The sequence below is a fragment of the Streptomyces sp. NPDC015131 genome, from assembly GCF_043079975.1.
Lineage (GTDB): Bacteria > Actinomycetota > Actinomycetes > Streptomycetales > Streptomycetaceae > Streptomyces.
The window spans coordinates 373,468-390,337 of record NZ_JBIBVB010000006.1; the positions used below are offsets into that span (position 1 = coordinate 373,468).

At 74.4% G+C, this 16,870-nt stretch carries 14 protein-coding genes; 11 read left to right on the forward strand and 3 right to left on the reverse strand.

Annotated elements, in window-relative coordinates; genetic code table 11:
* Window positions 1–383 precede the first annotated feature (383 nt).
* Entirely contained in the window at window positions 384–2,117 is a 1,734-nt protein-coding gene (locus ACF08D_RS24980) for a dolichyl-phosphate-mannose--protein mannosyltransferase (RefSeq protein WP_392225356.1), read from the reverse strand.
* A 73-nt stretch (window positions 2,118–2,190) separates the two neighbouring features.
* Between ACF08D_RS24980 and rsmI the strand changes: the two genes are divergently transcribed.
* The 7 genes from rsmI (at window position 2,191) to ACF08D_RS25015 (ending at window position 9,226) form a co-directional block, all read left to right on the forward strand.
* The gene (gene rsmI, locus ACF08D_RS24985; protein WP_392225615.1) at window positions 2,191–3,069 is read left to right on the forward strand and encodes a 16S rRNA (cytidine(1402)-2'-O)-methyltransferase; all 879 of its coding nucleotides are present in this window, start codon (window positions 2,191–2,193) and stop codon (window positions 3,067–3,069) included.
* Window positions 3,070–3,197: 128 nt separating this feature from the next.
* A complete protein-coding gene (locus tag ACF08D_RS24990; protein WP_392225357.1) occupies window positions 3,198–3,611 on the forward strand; it encodes a hypothetical protein in 414 nt (137 codons plus the stop codon).
* Between the two features lie 28 nt (window positions 3,612–3,639).
* Window positions 3,640–4,509 carry a TatD family hydrolase gene (locus ACF08D_RS24995; protein ID WP_392225359.1) on the forward strand — a complete coding sequence of 290 codons (870 nt, stop codon included), beginning with the start codon at window positions 3,640–3,642 and terminating at the stop codon, window positions 4,507–4,509.
* A gap of 96 nt (window positions 4,510–4,605) precedes the next feature.
* Window positions 4,606–6,135 (forward strand): ubiquitin-like domain-containing protein, encoded by a 1,530-nt coding sequence (locus ACF08D_RS25000; RefSeq protein WP_392225361.1) that lies wholly within the window; start codon window positions 4,606–4,608, stop codon window positions 6,133–6,135.
* Window positions 6,132–6,995, forward strand: a complete 864-nt coding sequence (gene rsmA, locus ACF08D_RS25005) for a 16S rRNA (adenine(1518)-N(6)/adenine(1519)-N(6))-dimethyltransferase RsmA (protein WP_392225363.1) — start codon at window positions 6,132–6,134, stop codon at window positions 6,993–6,995. Before ACF08D_RS25000 ends, rsmA begins: the two co-directional genes overlap by 4 nt.
* Window positions 6,992–7,891 (forward strand): 4-(cytidine 5'-diphospho)-2-C-methyl-D-erythritol kinase, encoded by a 900-nt coding sequence (locus tag ACF08D_RS25010; RefSeq protein WP_392225365.1) that lies wholly within the window; start codon window positions 6,992–6,994, stop codon window positions 7,889–7,891. Before rsmA ends, ACF08D_RS25010 begins: the two co-directional genes overlap by 4 nt.
* Window positions 7,892–7,939: 48 nt before the next feature.
* Window positions 7,940–9,226, forward strand: coding sequence for an acyltransferase (locus ACF08D_RS25015; RefSeq protein ID WP_392225367.1), 1,287 nt, complete (start codon window positions 7,940–7,942; stop codon window positions 9,224–9,226).
* A gap of 34 nt (window positions 9,227–9,260) precedes the next feature.
* Here ACF08D_RS25015 and ACF08D_RS25020 read toward each other — a convergent pair whose 3' ends face one another.
* Window positions 9,261–9,893: a lipoprotein gene (locus ACF08D_RS25020; protein WP_392225369.1), complete on the reverse strand. Its 633-nt coding sequence runs from the start codon at window positions 9,891–9,893 to the stop codon at window positions 9,261–9,263.
* Between the two features lie 107 nt (window positions 9,894–10,000).
* Between ACF08D_RS25020 and ACF08D_RS25025 the strand changes: the two genes are divergently transcribed.
* From ACF08D_RS25025 to ACF08D_RS25040, 4 genes are all read left to right on the forward strand, one after another.
* Entirely contained in the window at window positions 10,001–11,803 is a 1,803-nt protein-coding gene (locus ACF08D_RS25025; protein WP_392225371.1) for an ABC-F family ATP-binding cassette domain-containing protein, read from the forward strand.
* A 244-nt stretch (window positions 11,804–12,047) separates the two neighbouring features.
* Window positions 12,048–13,850 carry a PQQ-binding-like beta-propeller repeat protein gene (locus tag ACF08D_RS25030; protein ID WP_392225373.1) on the forward strand — a complete coding sequence of 601 codons (1,803 nt, stop codon included), beginning with the start codon at window positions 12,048–12,050 and terminating at the stop codon, window positions 13,848–13,850.
* 40 nt (window positions 13,851–13,890) lie between these two features.
* Window positions 13,891–15,639 (forward strand): PQQ-binding-like beta-propeller repeat protein, encoded by a 1,749-nt coding sequence (locus tag ACF08D_RS25035; RefSeq protein ID WP_392225374.1) that lies wholly within the window; start codon window positions 13,891–13,893, stop codon window positions 15,637–15,639.
* A gap of 215 nt (window positions 15,640–15,854) precedes the next feature.
* Window positions 15,855–16,559, forward strand: coding sequence for a response regulator transcription factor (locus tag ACF08D_RS25040; RefSeq protein WP_392225376.1), 705 nt, complete (start codon window positions 15,855–15,857; stop codon window positions 16,557–16,559).
* Window positions 16,560–16,575: 16 nt separating this feature from the next.
* On the opposite strand, the gene ACF08D_RS25045 is transcribed toward ACF08D_RS25040, so the two are convergent.
* Window positions 16,576–16,863: a hypothetical protein gene (locus ACF08D_RS25045; RefSeq protein WP_392225377.1), complete on the reverse strand. Its 288-nt coding sequence runs from the start codon at window positions 16,861–16,863 to the stop codon at window positions 16,576–16,578.
* Window positions 16,864–16,870 lie beyond the last annotated feature (7 nt).

Genomic DNA, 16,870 nt, shown 5'->3' on the forward strand with positions numbered 1-16,870 from the left:
GCGGGCCGAACGCCCGCCCCACACCCAGGTGTCCAGCCACATCCGGTCGCACCAATGGCTGTCGCCGAAGCCCCTCACTCCCCGTCACGTCCGGCCTGGCTCGGGGTCGCGCTCAGGGAGCAAGGACGTGAGCGAGGAGACGGTCTTCCTCTGCGAAGTGCTCGTGCCGGTCGTGGCGTCGGCCGCCGAGCTCGGCGCGGGGCACGTGGGCCAACGATGCGGCTGCGCGCGATCCACCGCCGCGGCGGGGCGCTGCTCGGCTGCGCTGGCCGTATGGAGCACTCGCCATCCACCGAGGTGTCGAGCCGGCAGCACAGCGAGCGCGGCGTCCTTGGCATCGCCACGTTGAGCCCTGCAGCCGCGCCCTCATGGTGTGTGCCCTGCTAGACCCAGGTGTCCAGCCACATCCGGTCGCGCCAGTCCTCCATCGGGATCGCCTCGCCGGTGAACAGCGGCCAGAAGTAGATGAAGTTCCACACGATGAGCAGCACCAGCACCCCCGCGCCGACCGCGCCGGCCGTGCGGCGCCGTTCGGCTGCCGCGTCGGTGCCCGGGGGGCCCAGCATCGCGCCGATCATCATCGTCACCGCCAGGCACAGGAACGGGACGAACACCACCGCGTAGAACAGGAAGATGGTGCGCTCCTGGTAGTGGAACCACGGCACCCAGCCCGCCGCCACCGCGCAGGCGATCGCGCCCGCCCGCCAGTCGCGGCGGAAGAACCAGCGCCACAGCACGTACAGCAGCGCGAAGCACCCCGCCCACCAGAGCAGCGGCGTGCCGATCGCCAGCACCTCGCGCGCGCACTTCTCGGCGGCGTCCGCCGGGCAGCCGTCCCGCCCGGCCGGCGGGTCCTCGTAGAAGTACGACACCGGCCGGCCCAGGACGATCCAGCTCCACGGGTTCGACTCGTAGGTGTGGCCCGACGTCAGGTTGACGTGGAAGCCGTACACCTCGGACTCGTAGTGCCACAGGCTGCGCCACCAGTCGGGGAACAGCCACGACCACGAGCTGTCCCGGCCCTCGGTGGCCGCCCAGTCGCGGAAGTAGCCCTTGCCGGTGACGATCCAGCCCGTCCACGACGCGATGTACGTCGCCAGCGCCACCGGCACCGTCGAGACGAACGCCGGCAGCAGGTCCCGCCGCAGCACGCTCGCGTACGGCCGGAAGGCACCGGCCGTGCGGCGGGCGCCCACGTCCCACAGCACCGTCATCACCCCGAACGCGGCCAGGATGTACAGGCCGTTCCACTTGGTGGCCGCCGCCAGGCCCAGCATCACCCCGGCCGCGATCCGCCACGGCCGCCACCCCAGGCTCAGCCGCTCCGCGACGCCCGCGTCGGGGCGCAGCACCCCGTCCTCGTCCACCGGCAGCGCGTCCGCCAGCCGGCGCCGCGACCGGTCCCGGTCGATCAGCAGGCACCCGAACGCCGCCAGCACGAAGAACATCAGCACCTGGTCGAGCAGCGCGGTGCGGCTCATCACGAAGTGCAGCCCGTCCACCGCCATCAGCGCGCCCGCCAGGCACCCCAGGAACGTCGAGCGGAACAGCCGCCGCCCGATCCGGCACAGCATCAGCACCGACAGCGTCCCCAGCACCGCCACCATGAAGCGCCAGCCGAACGGGGTGAAGCCGAACAGGTGCTCACCGAGGCCGATCACCCACTTGCCCACCGGCGGGTGCACCACGTACCCCGGGTCCGCCGGGATCGCCACCGCGCCGGGGTCCTTGAGGACGGACGCGTCCACGTCCTTGGGCCACGCCCCCTCGTAGCCCTGGTTGAACAGCGCCCAGGCGTCCTTCGCGTAGTACGTCTCGTCGAATATCACCGCGTGCGGCGAGCCCAGGTTCCAGAACCGCGTCAGCCCCGCCACCAGCGCCACCAGCAGCGGTCCGCCCCACGCCGCAAGCCGCGCCAGCGTCCCCACCGCGTCCGGCGGCACACCGAGCACCGCCCACACCCGGTCCGAGGGCCGGGCGTACGGGGGCACCAACCGCTCGCGCAGGCCCGTCACCGGCCTCGGCACATGGCCGAAACGGCGCAGGCGCCGCTGCCACGGCGGCGGCTCTTTCCCGGCGTCCTGCCCGTGCAGGGCCCTATGGGCAGTACTGGTCACCGCGCCATCGTAGGGAACGCGCCTGTGCGAGTCGCCCGTCCGGGCTGCGAGGATGACCCCTGTGACAGGAACGGTGACCGGAACGCTCGTACTCGCAGGGACCCCGATCGGAGACGTCGCGGACGCCCCGCCCCGCCTCGCCGCCGAGCTGGAGACGGCCGACATCGTCGCCGCCGAGGACACCCGGCGGCTGCGCCGGCTGACCCAGGCGCTCGGGGTGCACACCACCGGCCGGGTCGTGTCGTACTTCGAGGGCAACGAGGCCGCCCGCACCCCGGAGCTGGTCGACGCCCTCACCGGCGGCGCGCGCGTGCTGCTGGTCACCGACGCGGGCATGCCGTCCGTCTCCGACCCCGGCTACCGGCTGGTCGCCGCCGCCGTCGAGCGGGACGTCAGGGTCACCGCCGTCCCCGGCCCGTCCGCCGTGCTCACCGCGCTCGCCCTGTCCGGCCTGCCCGTCGACCGCTTCTGCTTCGAGGGCTTCCTGCCGCGCAAGGCCGGCGAGCGGCTGTCCCGGCTCCGCGAGGTCGCCGCCGAGCGCCGCACCCTCGTGTACTTCGAGGCCCCGCACCGCCTGGACGACACGCTCGCCGCGATGGCCGAGGTGTTCGGCGCGGACCGGCGGGCCGCCGTGTGCCGGGAGCTGACCAAGACGTACGAGGAGGTCAAGCGGGGCGGCCTGGGCGCGCTCGCCGCCTGGGCGGCCGAAGGCGTACGCGGTGAGATCACCGTCGTCGTGGAGGGCGCCCCCGAGACCGGACCGGAGGAGCTGGACGCCGGGGAGCTGGTGCGCCGCGTCCGGGTCCGCGAGGAGGCGGGGGAGCGCCGCAAAGAGGCCATCGCCGCCGTCGCCGCCGAGGCGGGCCTGCCCAAGCGGGAGGTCTTCGACGCCGTCGTGGCGGCAAAGAACGCCTCTCGGCCGGGCCCGGCGGAGGGCAAAGGACTATCGTGAAAGGCAAAGACCGTGCCGTCCGGCGGGCCTCTCGGCATGGGATGTCCCAAGACCGGCCCAACATTCGGCAGGTGCCCGCGCACTCCCGCCCGTGAAGGCGTCCACTGGTGCAGTGGAGAGGAGCTGGCATGAGCGAGACCACAAGCACTCCGGTCGGCCATGAGGCATACGCCTTCGCCTGCATGCGGTGCGGGCACGGCTGGGAGCAGGCGTACGAGATAGAGCACCACACCGACATCAGCGGTCACGAGTTCGTCGTCTACAAGGCGGAGGGCGGACGCCGCGTCCCGTCCCCGCTGTCCAACCCCACGTGCGCCAACTGCGGCGGGCACCTGGTGCGCATCATGCGGGCCGGCCAGGTCTCCTCGGTGCTCGAACTGCTGGCCCAGCACCAGGCCGCGCCCACCACCGGCACCGTCGGCTCCGCCGGGCCGACCCTCACCCAGGAGCGGCAGGCCCCACCGCCGGACGGGCCGGCGGCCGCCACGGAGCCGCACCGCTGGCACCTGTCCGACCTGCTGCACGCCTTCCACCGCAAGTAGCGCCCGGCCCCTTCCGTACGATCGGGGCATGAGCTCCAAGGACGCCCCGCCGCCGCTGCCCGAACCCCTCGGGATCCCGGTCGCCGATTCCCACACCCACCTGGACATGCAGTCCGGCACGGTGGAGGAGGCCCTCGCCAAGGCCGCCGCCGCCGGTGTCGACACGGTGGTCCAGGTGGGGTGCGACCTCAAGGGCTCCCGCTGGGCCGCCGAGACGGCCGCCGCCCACGACAACGTCCACGCGGCGGTCGCCCTGCACCCCAACGAGGCCCCCAGGATCGTGCTCGGGGACCCGGACGGCTGGTCGCGGCAGGGTGCCCGGGAGGCGGGCGGCGACCGGGCACTGGACGAGGCGCTGGCCGAGATCGACCGGCTCGCCGCCCTCCCCGAGGTGCGGGCCGTCGGCGAGACCGGCCTCGACCACTTCCGCACCGGACCGGAGGGCATCGCCGCCCAGGAGCGCTCCTTCCGCGCCCACATCGAGATCGCCAAGCGCCACGGCAAGGCCCTCGTCATCCACGACCGCGAGGCCCACGCCGACGTGCTGCGCATCCTCGCCGAGGAGGGCGCCCCCGAGCGGACCGTGTTCCACTGCTACTCCGGCGACGCCGAGATGGCGCGGATCTGCGCCGACGCCGGGTACTACATGTCCTTCGCCGGCAACGTGACCTTCAAGAACGCCCAGCCGCTGCGCGACGCGCTGGCCGTCGCCCCGCTGGACCTCGTGCTGGTCGAGACGGACGCCCCGTTCCTGACGCCCGTGCCGTACCGCGGACGGCCCAACGCCCCGTATCTCGTTCCGGTCACGGTCCGCGCGATGGCGGCGGTCCGGGGCATCGACGAGGAGGCCATGTCGACCGCCCTCGCCGTCAACACCGCGCGCGCCTTTGATTACTGAGCGATAACGGGCCTGAGCCGCCCAGGGCAGCGCCGCCACCCTCTGTGGCCGAGTCGCTTTGGAGAGTCACCGACCCTCCGCTAGGGTCCCGGCCTCGTGAGCAACTCCCCGCGCAGTCACCGCGCCGCCCCCCGGGGCGGACGCCGCGCCTCCGGGCCCGCGCCCGCCCCCGCCCCGGGGCCGGGGCACACCGCGTGGGACCTGCCGGCCGCGGCGGGCGCCCCCCTGGCGGCGGACGTGCCGCACCAGGCCGCGCCCTACGCCGAGCCCGCGTACACCGGGGCCCCGTACGCCGAGAACGCGTACACCGGGGCCCCGTACGCCGAGCCCGCGTACGCCGAGACCCTCGTCGTCGCCCTGGAACCCGGCCCCGGCCCCGGCCCCGCTCCGGGCTCCGGCCCCCGGCCCGGTCCCGCACCGTTCGCCGACCCCGCGGCGCCCACCCTCACCGCCGTCCCCGCCGCCGCTCCCGCCGGTGGCCGGGCCGCCGCCCGCCGGGCCGCCCGCCGCCGCGCACCGGAGCGGGCCGGCGCCTCCGAGGGGCTGCGCCGCCTGGTCCCGCAGGCCCTCGTCGTGGCGTTCCTGGCCGGCGGCACCACCGCGTTCGTCGCCGACGACAAGGCCGTACGGCTCAGCGTCGACGGCGCCCCGCGCACCCTGCACACCTTCGCCGACGACGTCTCCGAACTCCTCGCCGAGGAGGGGCTCACCCCCGGCGAGCACGACCTGGTCGCCCCCGCCCCGGGCGAGGCCCTCGCCGCCGGGGACGAGGTCGTCCTCCGCTACGGCCGCCCCGTCACCCTCACCCTCGACGGGCAGCGCCGCCGCATCTGGACCACCGCCCGGACCGTCGACGAGGCGCTGCGCGCGCTGGGCGTCCGCGCCGAGGGCGCCTACCTCTCGGTGTCCCGCTCCGCCGCCATCTCCCGGCGCGGCCTCGCCCTCGACGTCCGCACCGAACGCACCGTGACCTTCATGGCCGACGGCCGCGAGCGCACCATCCGCACCAACGCCGCCACCGTCGGCGAGGCCCTCGACCAGGCCGGCATCACCCTCGGCCGGCGGGACACCACCTCCGTACCGGCCGGCAGCTTCCCGCGCGACGGGCAGACCGTCACCATCATGCGGATCACCGACACCCGCGAGATCCACGAGGAGCCCATCCCGTACGACGTCGAGCGGGTGGAGGACCCGGCGCTCCACCAGGGCACCGAGGTCGTCGAGCGCCAGGGACGGCAGGGCGTGCGCCGCATCACGTACTCCCTGCGCACCGTCAACGGCGTCCGGCAGAGACCCCGCCGGATCGCCGACGAGATCGTCCGCGAGCCGGTCTCCCGCAGGGTGCTGGTCGGCACCCGCCCCATGCCCACCGCGGTCTCCGGCGCCGACCACCTGAACTGGGACGCCCTCGCCCAGTGCGAGTCCGGCGGCCGGCCCGACGCGGTCGACCCCTCCGGCACCTACGGCGGGCTCTACCAGTTCGACCCCGGCACCTGGCGCTCCCTCGGCGGCACCGGCACCGCCCAGCAGGCGCCCGCCTCCGAGCAGACATTCCGGGCGAAGAAGCTCTACGTGCAACGGGGGGCGAGTCCCTGGCCGCACTGCGGCCGTAGGCTGTATCGGTGAGCACCACTGAGCCCGACGCCCTCCTCGGCCCCGCCGACATCCGCGAACTGGCCGCAGCGCTGGGCGTACGCCCCACCAAGCAGCGCGGCCAGAACTTCGTCATCGACGCCAACACCGTCCGGCGCATCGTCCGCACCGCGGAGGTCCGCCCCGACGATGTCGTCGTGGAGGTCGGGCCCGGACTCGGCTCGCTGACCCTCGCCCTGCTGGAAGCCGCGGACCGGGTCGTCGCCGTGGAGATCGACGACGTCCTCGCCGCCGCGCTGCCCGGCACCGTCGCCGCCCGCATGCCCGGGCGGAAGGACCGCTTCGCGCTGGTCCACTCCGACGCGATGCACGTCCAGGAGCTGCCCGGCCCGCCGCCCACCGCGCTCGTGGCGAACCTCCCGTACAACGTCGCCGTGCCCGTCCTGCTGCACATGCTCGACCGCTTCCCCACCATCGAGCGCACCCTCGTGATGGTCCAGGCCGAGGTCGCCGACCGGCTCGCCGCCGGACCCGGCAACAAGGTCTACGGCGTGCCCTCCGTCAAGGCCAACTGGTACGCCGAGGTCAAGCGCGCCGGCGCCATCGGCCGCAACGTCTTCTGGCCCGCGCCCAACGTCGACTCCGGCCTGGTGTCCCTGGTCCGCCGCACCGAGCCGGTGCGGACCACCGCCACCAAGGAGCAGGTCTTCGCCGTCGTCGACGCCGCCTTCGCCCAGCGCCGCAAGACGCTGCGCGCAGCGCTGGCCGGCTGGGCCGGCTCCCCCGCCGCCGCCGAGGCGGCCCTCGTCGCCGCCGGGGTGTCCCCCCAGGCCCGGGGCGAGTCCCTCACCGTGGAAGAGTTCGCACGCATCGCGGAGGCCAAGGCAGCGTGAGCATCACCGTACGGGTACCCGCCAAGGTCAACGTCCAGCTCGCCGTGGGCGCCGCCCGCCCCGACGGCTTCCACGACCTGGCCAACGTCTTCCTCGCCGTCTCCCTGTACGACGAGGTCACGGCCACCCCCGCCGACGGCCTGCGCGTCACCTGCTCCGGCCCCGACGCGGACCAGGTGCCGCTGGACGGCACCAACCTCGCCGCCCGCGCCGCGACCGCCCTCGCCGCCCGGCACGGCATCAGCCCGGACGTCCACCTCCACATCGCCAAGGACATCCCCGTCGCCGGCGGCATGGCGGGCGGCAGCGCCGACGGCGCCGCCGCGCTCCTCGCCTGCGACGCCCTCTGGGGCACCGGCGCCTCCCGCGACGAACTCCTCGCCCTCTGCGCCGAGCTGGGCAGCGACGTGCCGTTCAGCCTCGTCGGCGGCGCCGCGCTCGGCACCGGCCGGGGCGAACGGCTGGAGCCCCTGGAGACCGGCGGCACCTTCCACTGGGTCTTCGCCGTCGCCGACGGCGGCCTGTCCACCCCGGCGGTGTACGGCGAGTTCGACCGGCTCACCGCCGGCACCGACGTGCCCGTCCCGGCCGCCTCGCCCGCCCTGCTGGAGGCGCTGCGCACCGGCGACGCCACGGCGCTGGCCGGCGCCCTCGCCAACGACCTCCAGCCCGCCGCCCTCTCCCTGCGCCCCTCGCTCGCCGCGACCCTCGCCGCCGGCACCGACGCCGGCGCCCTGGCCGGCCTCGTCTCCGGCTCCGGGCCCACCACCGCGTTCCTGGTGAAGGACGAGGAGGCCGCCCGTGCGGTCGCCGGCGCGCTGCTCGCCTCCGGCACCTGCCGCACCGCGCGCGTGGCCACCTCCCCCGCGCCCGGGGCTACTCAGATCCGTACCTGAGTACGAGGACGCTGACCCCGGTACGGCCCCGCGCGGGACCGTACCGGCATGTCCCTCAGCGTCTCCGAGCTCGCCGCCCGCACCCCCGACACCCGCGACCGGTACATCGACCTCCTGCGGGTCGCGTCCCTCGCCACCGTGGTGCTCGGCCACTGGCTGATGGCCGCCGTCACCGCCGACGGCACCGTCGGCAACCTGCTGGCCGTCGTCCCCGAGCTGCAGGTCCTCACCTGGGGACTCCAGATCATGCCGGTGTTCTTCTTCGTCGGCGGCTTCTCGCACGCCCTGTCGCACCGCTCCCGCCCCGGCTACGCGGCGTTCCTGCGGGCCCGGCTCCAGCGGCTGCTGCGCCCCACCGCCGTCTTCATCGGCGTCTGGACGGCCGCCGCGCTCGCCGTCCAGCTCGCCGGCGGCGACGGCGGCCTGACCGGCACGGCGCTGCGCCTGGTCGCCCAGCCGCTGTGGTTCATCGGCATCTACCTGGCGATGGTCGCGCTCACCCCGCCGCTGCTGCGGCTGCACGAGCGGTACGGCTGGGGCGCCTTCGCCGCGCTGGTGGCGGGCGCCGTCGCGGTGGACGCGCTGCGGTTCGCGGCCGGGGTGCCGTACGTCGAGTTCCTCAACTTCGCCTTCGTGTGGCTGGCCGTGCACCAGCTCGGCTTCCTCCGCGCCGACGGCCGCCTCCGGGCGCCGGCGGTGCTCGCCGCGGGCGGGCTCGCGGGCGCCGCCGCCCTGGTCGCGCTCGGGCCGTACCCGCTGTCCATGGTCGGCATGCCGGGCGAGAAGGTCTCCAACATGGCGCCGCCCACCCTCGCCCTGCTCTGCCACGGCCTGTGGCTGGTCGGCGCCGTGGAGCTGCTGCGCGGCCCGGGCGCCCGCCTCGCCCGCCGCCCCGCCGTGTGGCGGGCCGTCGTCGCCGCCAACGGCGTCGCCATGACCGCGTTCCTGTGGCACCTGACGGCCATGCTCGGGGTGTACGGCGCGATGCTCGCGCTCGGCGCCCCGCTCCCGGAGCCCGCGTCCGCCGCCTGGTGGGCCCAGGTGCCGCTGCGGCTGGCCGCCGCCGCCGCGGTCACCGCCCTGCTGGTCGCCGCGTTCCGCCGGTTCGAACGGCCCGGTGCCCGCCCGGCCGCCGCCGGGGGCTCGTCACCGGTGGCCGCGCTGGGCATCACCCTGTGCCTGCTGGGGGTGCTGGGCCTGTCGGCGGTCGGCTTCGGGGGGCTGCTCACCGGGCGCTCGGCGCTCCTGATCGCCGTCCCCGTGACCGCCCCGGCCGCTGTGGGCATGGCGCTGGCGGGCTGGCTCCTGGTGGAGCGGGCGGGCCGCCGCGCCTGAGCGGCGCCCGGCGGGCGGCCCGGCCCGCGTGGGCTCAGCCCGCGAGCGCGACGGTCCGCTTCGCCAGCTCGTACGCCGGGAGCATCGCCGTGTGCTCGGCGGCGTCCAGGCCGCCCAGGTGCACCACGACCACGCCGCGCGGCGTGCTGACGGCGAAGGCCCGCTCCGGCTTGGGCCCGTCCGTGAACTCGCTGCTGATGGTGAGGGACACCTCGGTGGCGGCGAGCGCCCCCGCCTTCGTCTCCCGGTACGTGGTCTTCGAGGCGCTCTCCTCCTCGCCGGCGTACGCCTCCAGCGCCTCGCGCGGCGTCTCCTTCGGGTCGCCGCCCGTCCAGACGCGCAGGAACCCGACGTGCCCGGCCGGCTTGGCGTCCACCTCGCACACCAGGGTCACCGTGCCCTGCTTCGCCAGCGCCGCGAAGTCCGGGTCCGCGGCGGCCGACACCGCCTCCGCGGTCCACTTCGGCGCCGTCTCGAAGGTCACCGGCAGCACGCACGGGGTCCCCTTCGTCCCGAGCACGACGCCCTTGCCCACCCCGCCGGCCGGCTTCGCCGCCGCGGGTGTCACCGCGGGCGCCGGCGCGTCCGCCCCGGAGGAGCACCCCGTCAGCACCGCCCCGGCCACCGCCACCGCGCCCGCGCCCCGCGCCACCGCGTACCGCCCCATGAACAACCCCACCCCTGAGCCGACCGTCCGAACGAACGCCGCACGCTATCGCACGCCCGGCGGCGACTACCCTGGTAGGCCGACCCGTCCCCCTGCACAGGAGTGAAATGGCCGTCAACCTGGTCAATGTCGAGGCAGTCAGCAAGGTGTACGGCACACGTGCCCTGCTGGACGGGGTCTCCCTCGGCGTCTCCGAAGGGGACCGGATCGGGGTCGTCGGGCGGAACGGCGACGGCAAGACCACCCTCATCCGCATGATCGCCAAGCTGGAGGAGGCCGACTCCGGGCGCGTCACCCACAGCGGGGGGCTGCGGTTCGGGGTGCTCACCCAGCACGACTCGCTGGACCCGGCCGCCACCGTCCGGCACGAGGTCATCGGCGACCTCCCCGACCACGCGTGGGCCGGCGACGCCAAGATCCGGGACGTGCTCACCGGGCTGTTCGGCGGGCTCGACCTGCCGGGCTTCCCGCAGGGGCTCGACACCGTGATCGGGCCGCTGTCCGGCGGCGAGCGGCGGCGGATCGCCCTGGCCAAGCTGCTGATCGCCGAGCAGGACCTGATCGTCCTCGACGAGCCGACGAACCACCTCGACGTGGAGGGCATCTCCTGGCTGGCCGGCCACCTCCGGGCCCGGCGCTCCGCGCTCGTCTGCGTGACGCACGACCGCTGGTTCCTCGACCAGGTCTGCACCCGGATGTGGGACGTCCAGCGCGGCACGGTGCACGAGTACGAGGGCGGCTACTCCGACTACGTCTTCGCCCGCGCCGAGCGGGAGCGCATCGCCGCCACCGAGGAGGTCAAGCGGCAGAACCTGATGCGCAAGGAGCTGGCCTGGCTGCGGCGCGGCGCCCCCGCGCGGACGTCGAAGCCGCGCTTCCGCATCGAGGCGGCGAACGCGCTGATCGCCGACGTGCCGCCGCCCCGCGACACCTCCGAGCTGATGAAGTTCGCCAATGCCCGCCTCGGCAGGACGGTCTTCGACCTGGAGGACGTGACCGTCACCGCCGGCCCCAAGCTGCTGCTGAAGCACCTCACCTGGCAGCTCGGCCCGGGCGACCGCATCGGCCTGGTCGGCGTCAACGGCGCCGGGAAGACCTCGCTGCTGCGCGCCCTCGCCGAGGCGGCCGCCACCCAGGGCGAGAAGCAGCCGCCGGCCGGGCGGATCGTCGTCGGCAAGACCGTACGGCTGGCCTACCTCTCGCAGGACGTGGCCGAACTGCCGCCCGCGCTGCGGGTGCTGGAGGCGGTCCAGCAGGTGCGCGACCGGGTCGACCTCGGCAAGGGCCGGGAGATGACGGCCGGGCAGCTGTGCGAGCAGTTCGGCTTCGGCAAGGAGAAGCAGTGGACGCCCGTCGGCGACCTGTCCGGCGGCGAGCGGCGCCGGCTCCAGCTGCTGCGGCTGCTGATGGACGAGCCCAACGTCCTCTTCCTCGACGAGCCGACCAACGACCTCGACATCGAGACGCTGACCCAGCTGGAGGACCTCCTCGACGGCTGGCCGGGCTCGATGGTCGTCATCTCGCACGACCGGTTCTTCATCGAGCGGACGACGGACAAGACGTACGCGCTGCTCGGCGACCCCACCCTGCGGATGCTGCCGCGCGGCATCGACGAGTACCTGGAGCGGCGGCAGCGGATGACCGAGACGGCGCCGCCCGCCCCGGCCGCCGCGTCCGCGCCCGCCCGGGAGAAGTCGGCGGGGGACGCGCGGGCCGCGAAGAAGGAGCTGCAGAAGATCGAGCGGCAGCTCGACAAGGTCTCCGAGAAGGAGGCGAAACTGCACACCCAGATCGCCGACAACGCGACCGACTTCGAGAAGGTGGCGAAGCTCGACGGCGAGCTGAGGGAGCTGGCCGCGCAGCGCGAGGAGTTGGAGCTGCGATGGCTGGAACTCGCCGAGGACGCCTGACCTCAGAGGGACGTGGGGAAGGCGTGGAGAGCCGATAACGAGGGCATCACAGGCCGGTCCTCCCTTGGGAACAGGGGCGGACCGGCCCCTTTCGCGCACGGGCCGGGTGATAGAAAGAAGCCCCGCTCGACACTTGTGACACTGCGGAATCCATGTCCGATTCGCTCCTTTCCGGCGGTGCGTGCACGCCGGAATCGCGGGGGAGGCCGGTCGGGCAGCGGGCCGCACGAAGGGGGAAGCGCTGATGTCTCAGCCGCCCAGCCAGCAACCGCCGCAGGGGGGCTTCGGGTCTCCGCAGGACCCGCACCAGCAGCCTCAGCCGCCCCAGGCCCCGCCCGCGCCGCCCGCCGCCCCGCCGGGCCACCCGCCGGCGCCCCCGGCCCAGCCGCCCGCCCAGCCCCCGGCCGCCGCACCCGGCTACGGCTACCCCCAGACCCCGCCCGGCCCGCCCGGGTACGGCTACCCGCAGGCGCCCGGCCGGCCCGGACCGTACGGCGCCCAGCCCGGCCCGTACGGGCAGCCCAACCCGTACGGCGGCGGCGGGCCCCACCCCTACGGCACCCAGCCGCCCCACCCCGGCGCGCCCACCCCGCCGCCCGGTGGCGGCGGCCCCTTCAAGGGCAGGCCGGCCGCCATCATCGGCGCGGCCGTGGCCGCCCTGCTCGTCGTCGGCGGCGGTACGTACCTCGCGCTGAGCGGCGACGACACCGACCCCAAGCAGCCCGACGCCAAGGGCAGCAGCGCCGCCCCCGCCCCCAGCGGCTCGGTCGACGAGGGCGACGGCAGCGGCGACGGCCGCGAGGCCAACGACGACCTGAACGCCGGGCGCAAGGCCGGCGAGGCCAAGGTCGAGTGGCTGACGACCAACGACGTCGACCTGCCCCGCAACGGCGCGGACGTGTACGGCCCGTGGGTCGTCGGCGACACCGTCGTCAAGGCGATGTACAAGAGCGTCGTCGGCTACTCGGTCGCCGACGGCAAGAAGAAGTGGGAAGTGCCGTTCACCACCGAGGTGTGCACCGCCCCGGTGGCCCCCGCCGACAACGGCACCATCGTCGTCGGCGTCAACGACAAGGCGGGCGAGAAGGCCGACTGCACCGTCCTCCAGCAGATCGACCTCAAGACCGGCAAGGCGGGCTGGAAGAAGCCCGTCCCGCAGGGCACCGGCTTCAACGCGCTGTCCGACATGACGCTCGCCATCAGCGGCAACACCGTCACCGCCGCCGGCAGCAACAACGCGCACGGCTTCTCCCTCGCCGACGGCAAGCACCTCTTCGGCACACCCGACAGCGACTGCAAGCCCTTCGCCTTCGCGGGCGGCCCCAAGCTGATCGCGGCCTCCAGCTGCCGCACCGGCAGTTACGACAAGATCCAGCACGAGGTCAGCGAGGTCGACCCGGCGACCGGCAAGCCGAAGTGGACGTACAAGTTCCCGGCGAACTGGGAGGTCACCAAGGTCTTCTCGGTGAGCCCGCTGGTCGTCTCCACCGAGGAGCCCGACAAGAAGCAGTGGAGCATCGTCGCGCTCACCGACGCGGGCAAGCCCCGCTCCACGCTCGACGGCGGCAAGGACAAGTTCAACCCCAAGTGCGGCGGCGGGTTCGTCGTCTTCGGCGAGAACCTCCAGGGCTGCACCGGCGTCGCCGCCGACGCCAACACCTTCTACATGTCCACCGAGCCCGCCCAGCTCAGCAACGGCACCAACGACGTCGTGGCGTTCGACCTGAACACCGGCAAGCCCAAGTGGCGCGCCGCCGCCGGACCGGAGCGGACGATGACCCCGCTGCGCATGGAGGGCGGCAACGTCCTGATGTACATGAGCGGCTCGTGGGACAAGGGCGGCGGCGTCGCCACCCTCGCCCCCACCGGCGGCGCCCCCAAGGTGCTGCTCCAGCACCCGGCGTCGACCGCCGAGATCGAGAGCGACTTCTACTCGCCGAAGTACGCCTACTCCGGCGGACGCTTCTTCATCGCCAGCGGCCGCGTCAGCGCCCGCAACGACACCGAGGAGAAGCAGACCAAGACGATGATGGCCTTCGGCAAGTGACGCCGCGCCGCCCCCTTCCCCAGCCAGAGGTACGCACCCCATGACGCAGCCACCGCCGCCGCCGAACCAGCCGCCCGGCCCCCCGCCGAACCAGCCGCCCGGCCCGCCCGCCGGCCCCCCGCCGAACCAGCCCCCGCCGCAGGGGGGCTTCGGGGCGCCGACCCCGCCGCCGGAGAACCCGGGCTACGGCTACCCCCAGGCCCCGCAGCAGCCCCCGGCGCCGCCCGGGTACGGCTACCCGCAGCAGCCGCCCACCCAGCCGGCCGGGTACGGACACCAGCAGCCGGGCTACGGCTACCCGACCGTGCCGGCGCAGCAGCCGGTGCCGGGCGGGGGCCGCGGGAAGCTGTCCACCGTGGCGAAGATCATCATCGCGGCGGTCGTCGCGGTCGTCCTCATCATCGCCGGAGGTCTCTGGTACGCCGCCTCCCAGGGCGAGTCCGGGGACGAGGGCAAGGGCTCGACCGGCACCGGTGAGGGCGGCGGCAAGAAGGGCGGCGGCACCGCCCCGGACGGCGCCGGCAAGGAGAAGGCGCCGTCGGACACCCAGGCGAAGGTGGCCTTCCAGCTGCCGCTGCCCAAGGTCACCGACCTCACCAACGTCGGCGGCTCCTGGGTCACCCCGACCGCCTTCGTCAAGCCGGGCGTCGAGTCGGTCGTCGGGTACGACATCGCCAAGGGCACCCCGCTGTGGACCACGCCGCTCCCCGGTCAGGTCTGCGCCGCCTCCCGGCACGTCAAGGACAACAAGACGGCCATCGCCTTCGAGGCCGCCAAGCGGGTCGCGCCCAAGAACTTCCAGCCCTGCACCGAGGTCGGCGTCATCGACCTGAACACCGGGAAGCTGCTGTGGCGCAAGTCGGTCACCAGCCCCGACTCCGGTGACGAGAAGGCCGCCTTCGACGAGGTCACCGTCGGCGCCTCCACCGTCGCGGCCGGCGGCCTCGACGGCGGAGCGGCCTGGGACCTGGCCACCGGCAAGGAGCTGTGGCGGCCCCAGATCAACGCCGAGGACTGCGAGGACAAGGGCTACGCCGGCGGCGAGGCCCTCGTCGCGGCCCGCGCCTGCGGCCCGCTCGACAACCAGACGCTGCTCATCCAGAGCCTCGACCCGAAGACGGGCGCGCCGCTGTCCACGTACAAGATGCCGCCCGGCGTCGAGGACGCGGGCGTCATCTCCACCAAGCCGCTGGTCGTCGCGGCCGACGTGGGCCGCACGGCGGGCGACGGCTCCGGCATCTCCGACTTCTTCTCCATCGACGAGAAGACCGGCAAGCTCAAGGCGAAGATCGCCGCCGAGGGCGACCGGTACGCGGCGGAGTGCGAACTCGCGGTGGAGCAGTGCCGCAGGGTGGTCGTGGGCAACAACCGGCTCTATGTGCCCACCGAGGACCACGAGTCGGGCGGGGAGGCCGGCCGGACCAACGAGATCGTGTCCTTCGACCTGAACACCGGCAAGCCGACCACCGACAAGGCCGAGGCGGGCGACCGCTACTCGCTCTTCCCGCTGCGCATGGACGGCGGCGACATCGTCGCGTACAAGAAGGCGCCCTACTCCGAGGGCGGCCAGATCGTCAGCATCGACGGCGGCACCTTCGAGCAGACCGTGCTGATGAAGAACCCGTCCGACGAGTCCGTCCGCGACGCCGAGCAGTCCTTCAACCTGGACTCCGCCGAGATCCAGTACACCGGCGGGCGGCTGTTCATCTCGGACACCCTGTTCGACGCGCCGAGGGATTCGGCCGGGGACCGCAGGGAGTACCTGGCGATCTCGTTCACCACGAACTGACCGCCGCCCGGCCCGACGGCCCGGCACACCGGTGACCCCGGTGCGCCGGGCCGTCGGCGTTCACGCGGGCGCACGCCCCGGCGGCGGAGAATTCGACAATCCGGGGGGTTGTCCCGCGTAAGGCGCTCATGGCGTCGAACAAGCGTGTAGCTTGCCGGGTCAACAGTGCCGGGGGCGGCGGGGGAGCCGGCCCCGGGGGATGGGGGGATGCACCGATGGGCGTGCGGGTCATGGTGGTCGACGAGCACCGGCTGCTGGCCGAGGCGCTCGCCTCGGCGCTCAAGCTGCGCGGGCACCGGGTGCTCGCGGCCACCGCGCCGGCGGCGGGCGCGGCCGAACTGGTCGTGAGCCGCGCCCCGGAGGTCTGCCTGCTGGGCACGGCCGCCCCGGCGGAACCGGGCGTCTTCGACCCGATCGTGACGATCAAGCGGGAGCGCCCCCAGGTGGCCGTGGTGGTGCTCGGGCCGGTGCCGTCCCCGCGCGGGATCGCGGCGGCGTTCGCGGCGGGCGCCTCCGGCTACGTCCGGCACGACGAGCGGATCGAGGGCGTCGAACGGGCGATGACCAAGGCCAGGGCGGGCGAGGCGGCGGTGGCGCCCCAGCTGCTCCAGGGCGCCTTCGCCGAGCTGCTCAACCCGGCCGCGCAGCCGGACGACGAGGGGCAGCGGCTGCTGCGGCTGCTGACGCCCCGTGAGGCGGAGGTGCTGCTGCGGGTGGCGGACGGCGAGGACACCCGCCTGATCGCGGCGGGCATGCGGATCGCCCCCAGCACCGCGCGGACGCATGTGCAGCGGGTGCTGATGAAGCTCGGGGTGGGGTCGCGGCTGGAGGCCGCCGCGCTCGCCGCCCGGACGGGGCTGCTGGACCGGGCGGCGTCGTCGCGCCCGGCCCCGGGGGCGGCGGGGCCGGACGCCGGGTGACGTCCGGCCGGCCGGCTCACCCGGCGGGCGGCGCGGGCGGCGGCGGCGCGGTGGGCCGCAGCCGCAGCCAGAGCAGGAAGAACAGCCCGAGGGCCAGCATGCCCAGGCCCGTCCAGAGGTTGATGTTGACGCCGGCGGCCTTCCGCAGGTCCGCGTCGGACGCGGTGAACCCGGCGGCGGTGACGATGATCCCGTACACCGTGAACAGGCCCCCGATGATGCGGCGTATGTCGAAGAGGCGGGCGGCGGTGGCCGACTTCCTCTCCAGCTCGGTGACTTCGCGGTGCAGTTCGGACTCGGTCATGGTCGGT

Bases quoted from the DNA above. Each gene is read 5' to 3' on its own strand.
- ACF08D_RS25030 (WP_392225373.1), top strand. From the start codon at position 12,048: ATGTCTCAGCCGCCCAGCCAGCAACCGCCGCAGGGGGGCTTCGGGTCT.
- ACF08D_RS25025 (WP_392225371.1), top strand. From the start codon at position 10,001: ATGGCCGTCAACCTGGTCAATGTCGAGGCAGTCAGCAAGGTGTACGGC.
- ACF08D_RS24990 (WP_392225357.1), top strand. From the start codon at position 3,198: ATGAGCGAGACCACAAGCACTCCGGTCGGCCATGAGGCATACGCCTTC.
- ACF08D_RS24995 (WP_392225359.1), top strand. From the start codon at position 3,640: ATGAGCTCCAAGGACGCCCCGCCGCCGCTGCCCGAACCCCTCGGGATC.
- ACF08D_RS25015 (WP_392225367.1), top strand. From the start codon at position 7,940: ATGTCCCTCAGCGTCTCCGAGCTCGCCGCCCGCACCCCCGACACCCGC.
- ACF08D_RS25020 (WP_392225369.1), bottom strand. From the start codon at position 9,893: ATGGGGCGGTACGCGGTGGCGCGGGGCGCGGGCGCGGTGGCGGTGGCC.
- ACF08D_RS25035 (WP_392225374.1), top strand. From the start codon at position 13,891: ATGACGCAGCCACCGCCGCCGCCGAACCAGCCGCCCGGCCCCCCGCCG.
- ACF08D_RS25045 (WP_392225377.1), bottom strand. From the start codon at position 16,863: ATGACCGAGTCCGAACTGCACCGCGAAGTCACCGAGCTGGAGAGGAAG.
- ACF08D_RS25040 (WP_392225376.1), top strand. From the start codon at position 15,855: ATGGGCGTGCGGGTCATGGTGGTCGACGAGCACCGGCTGCTGGCCGAG.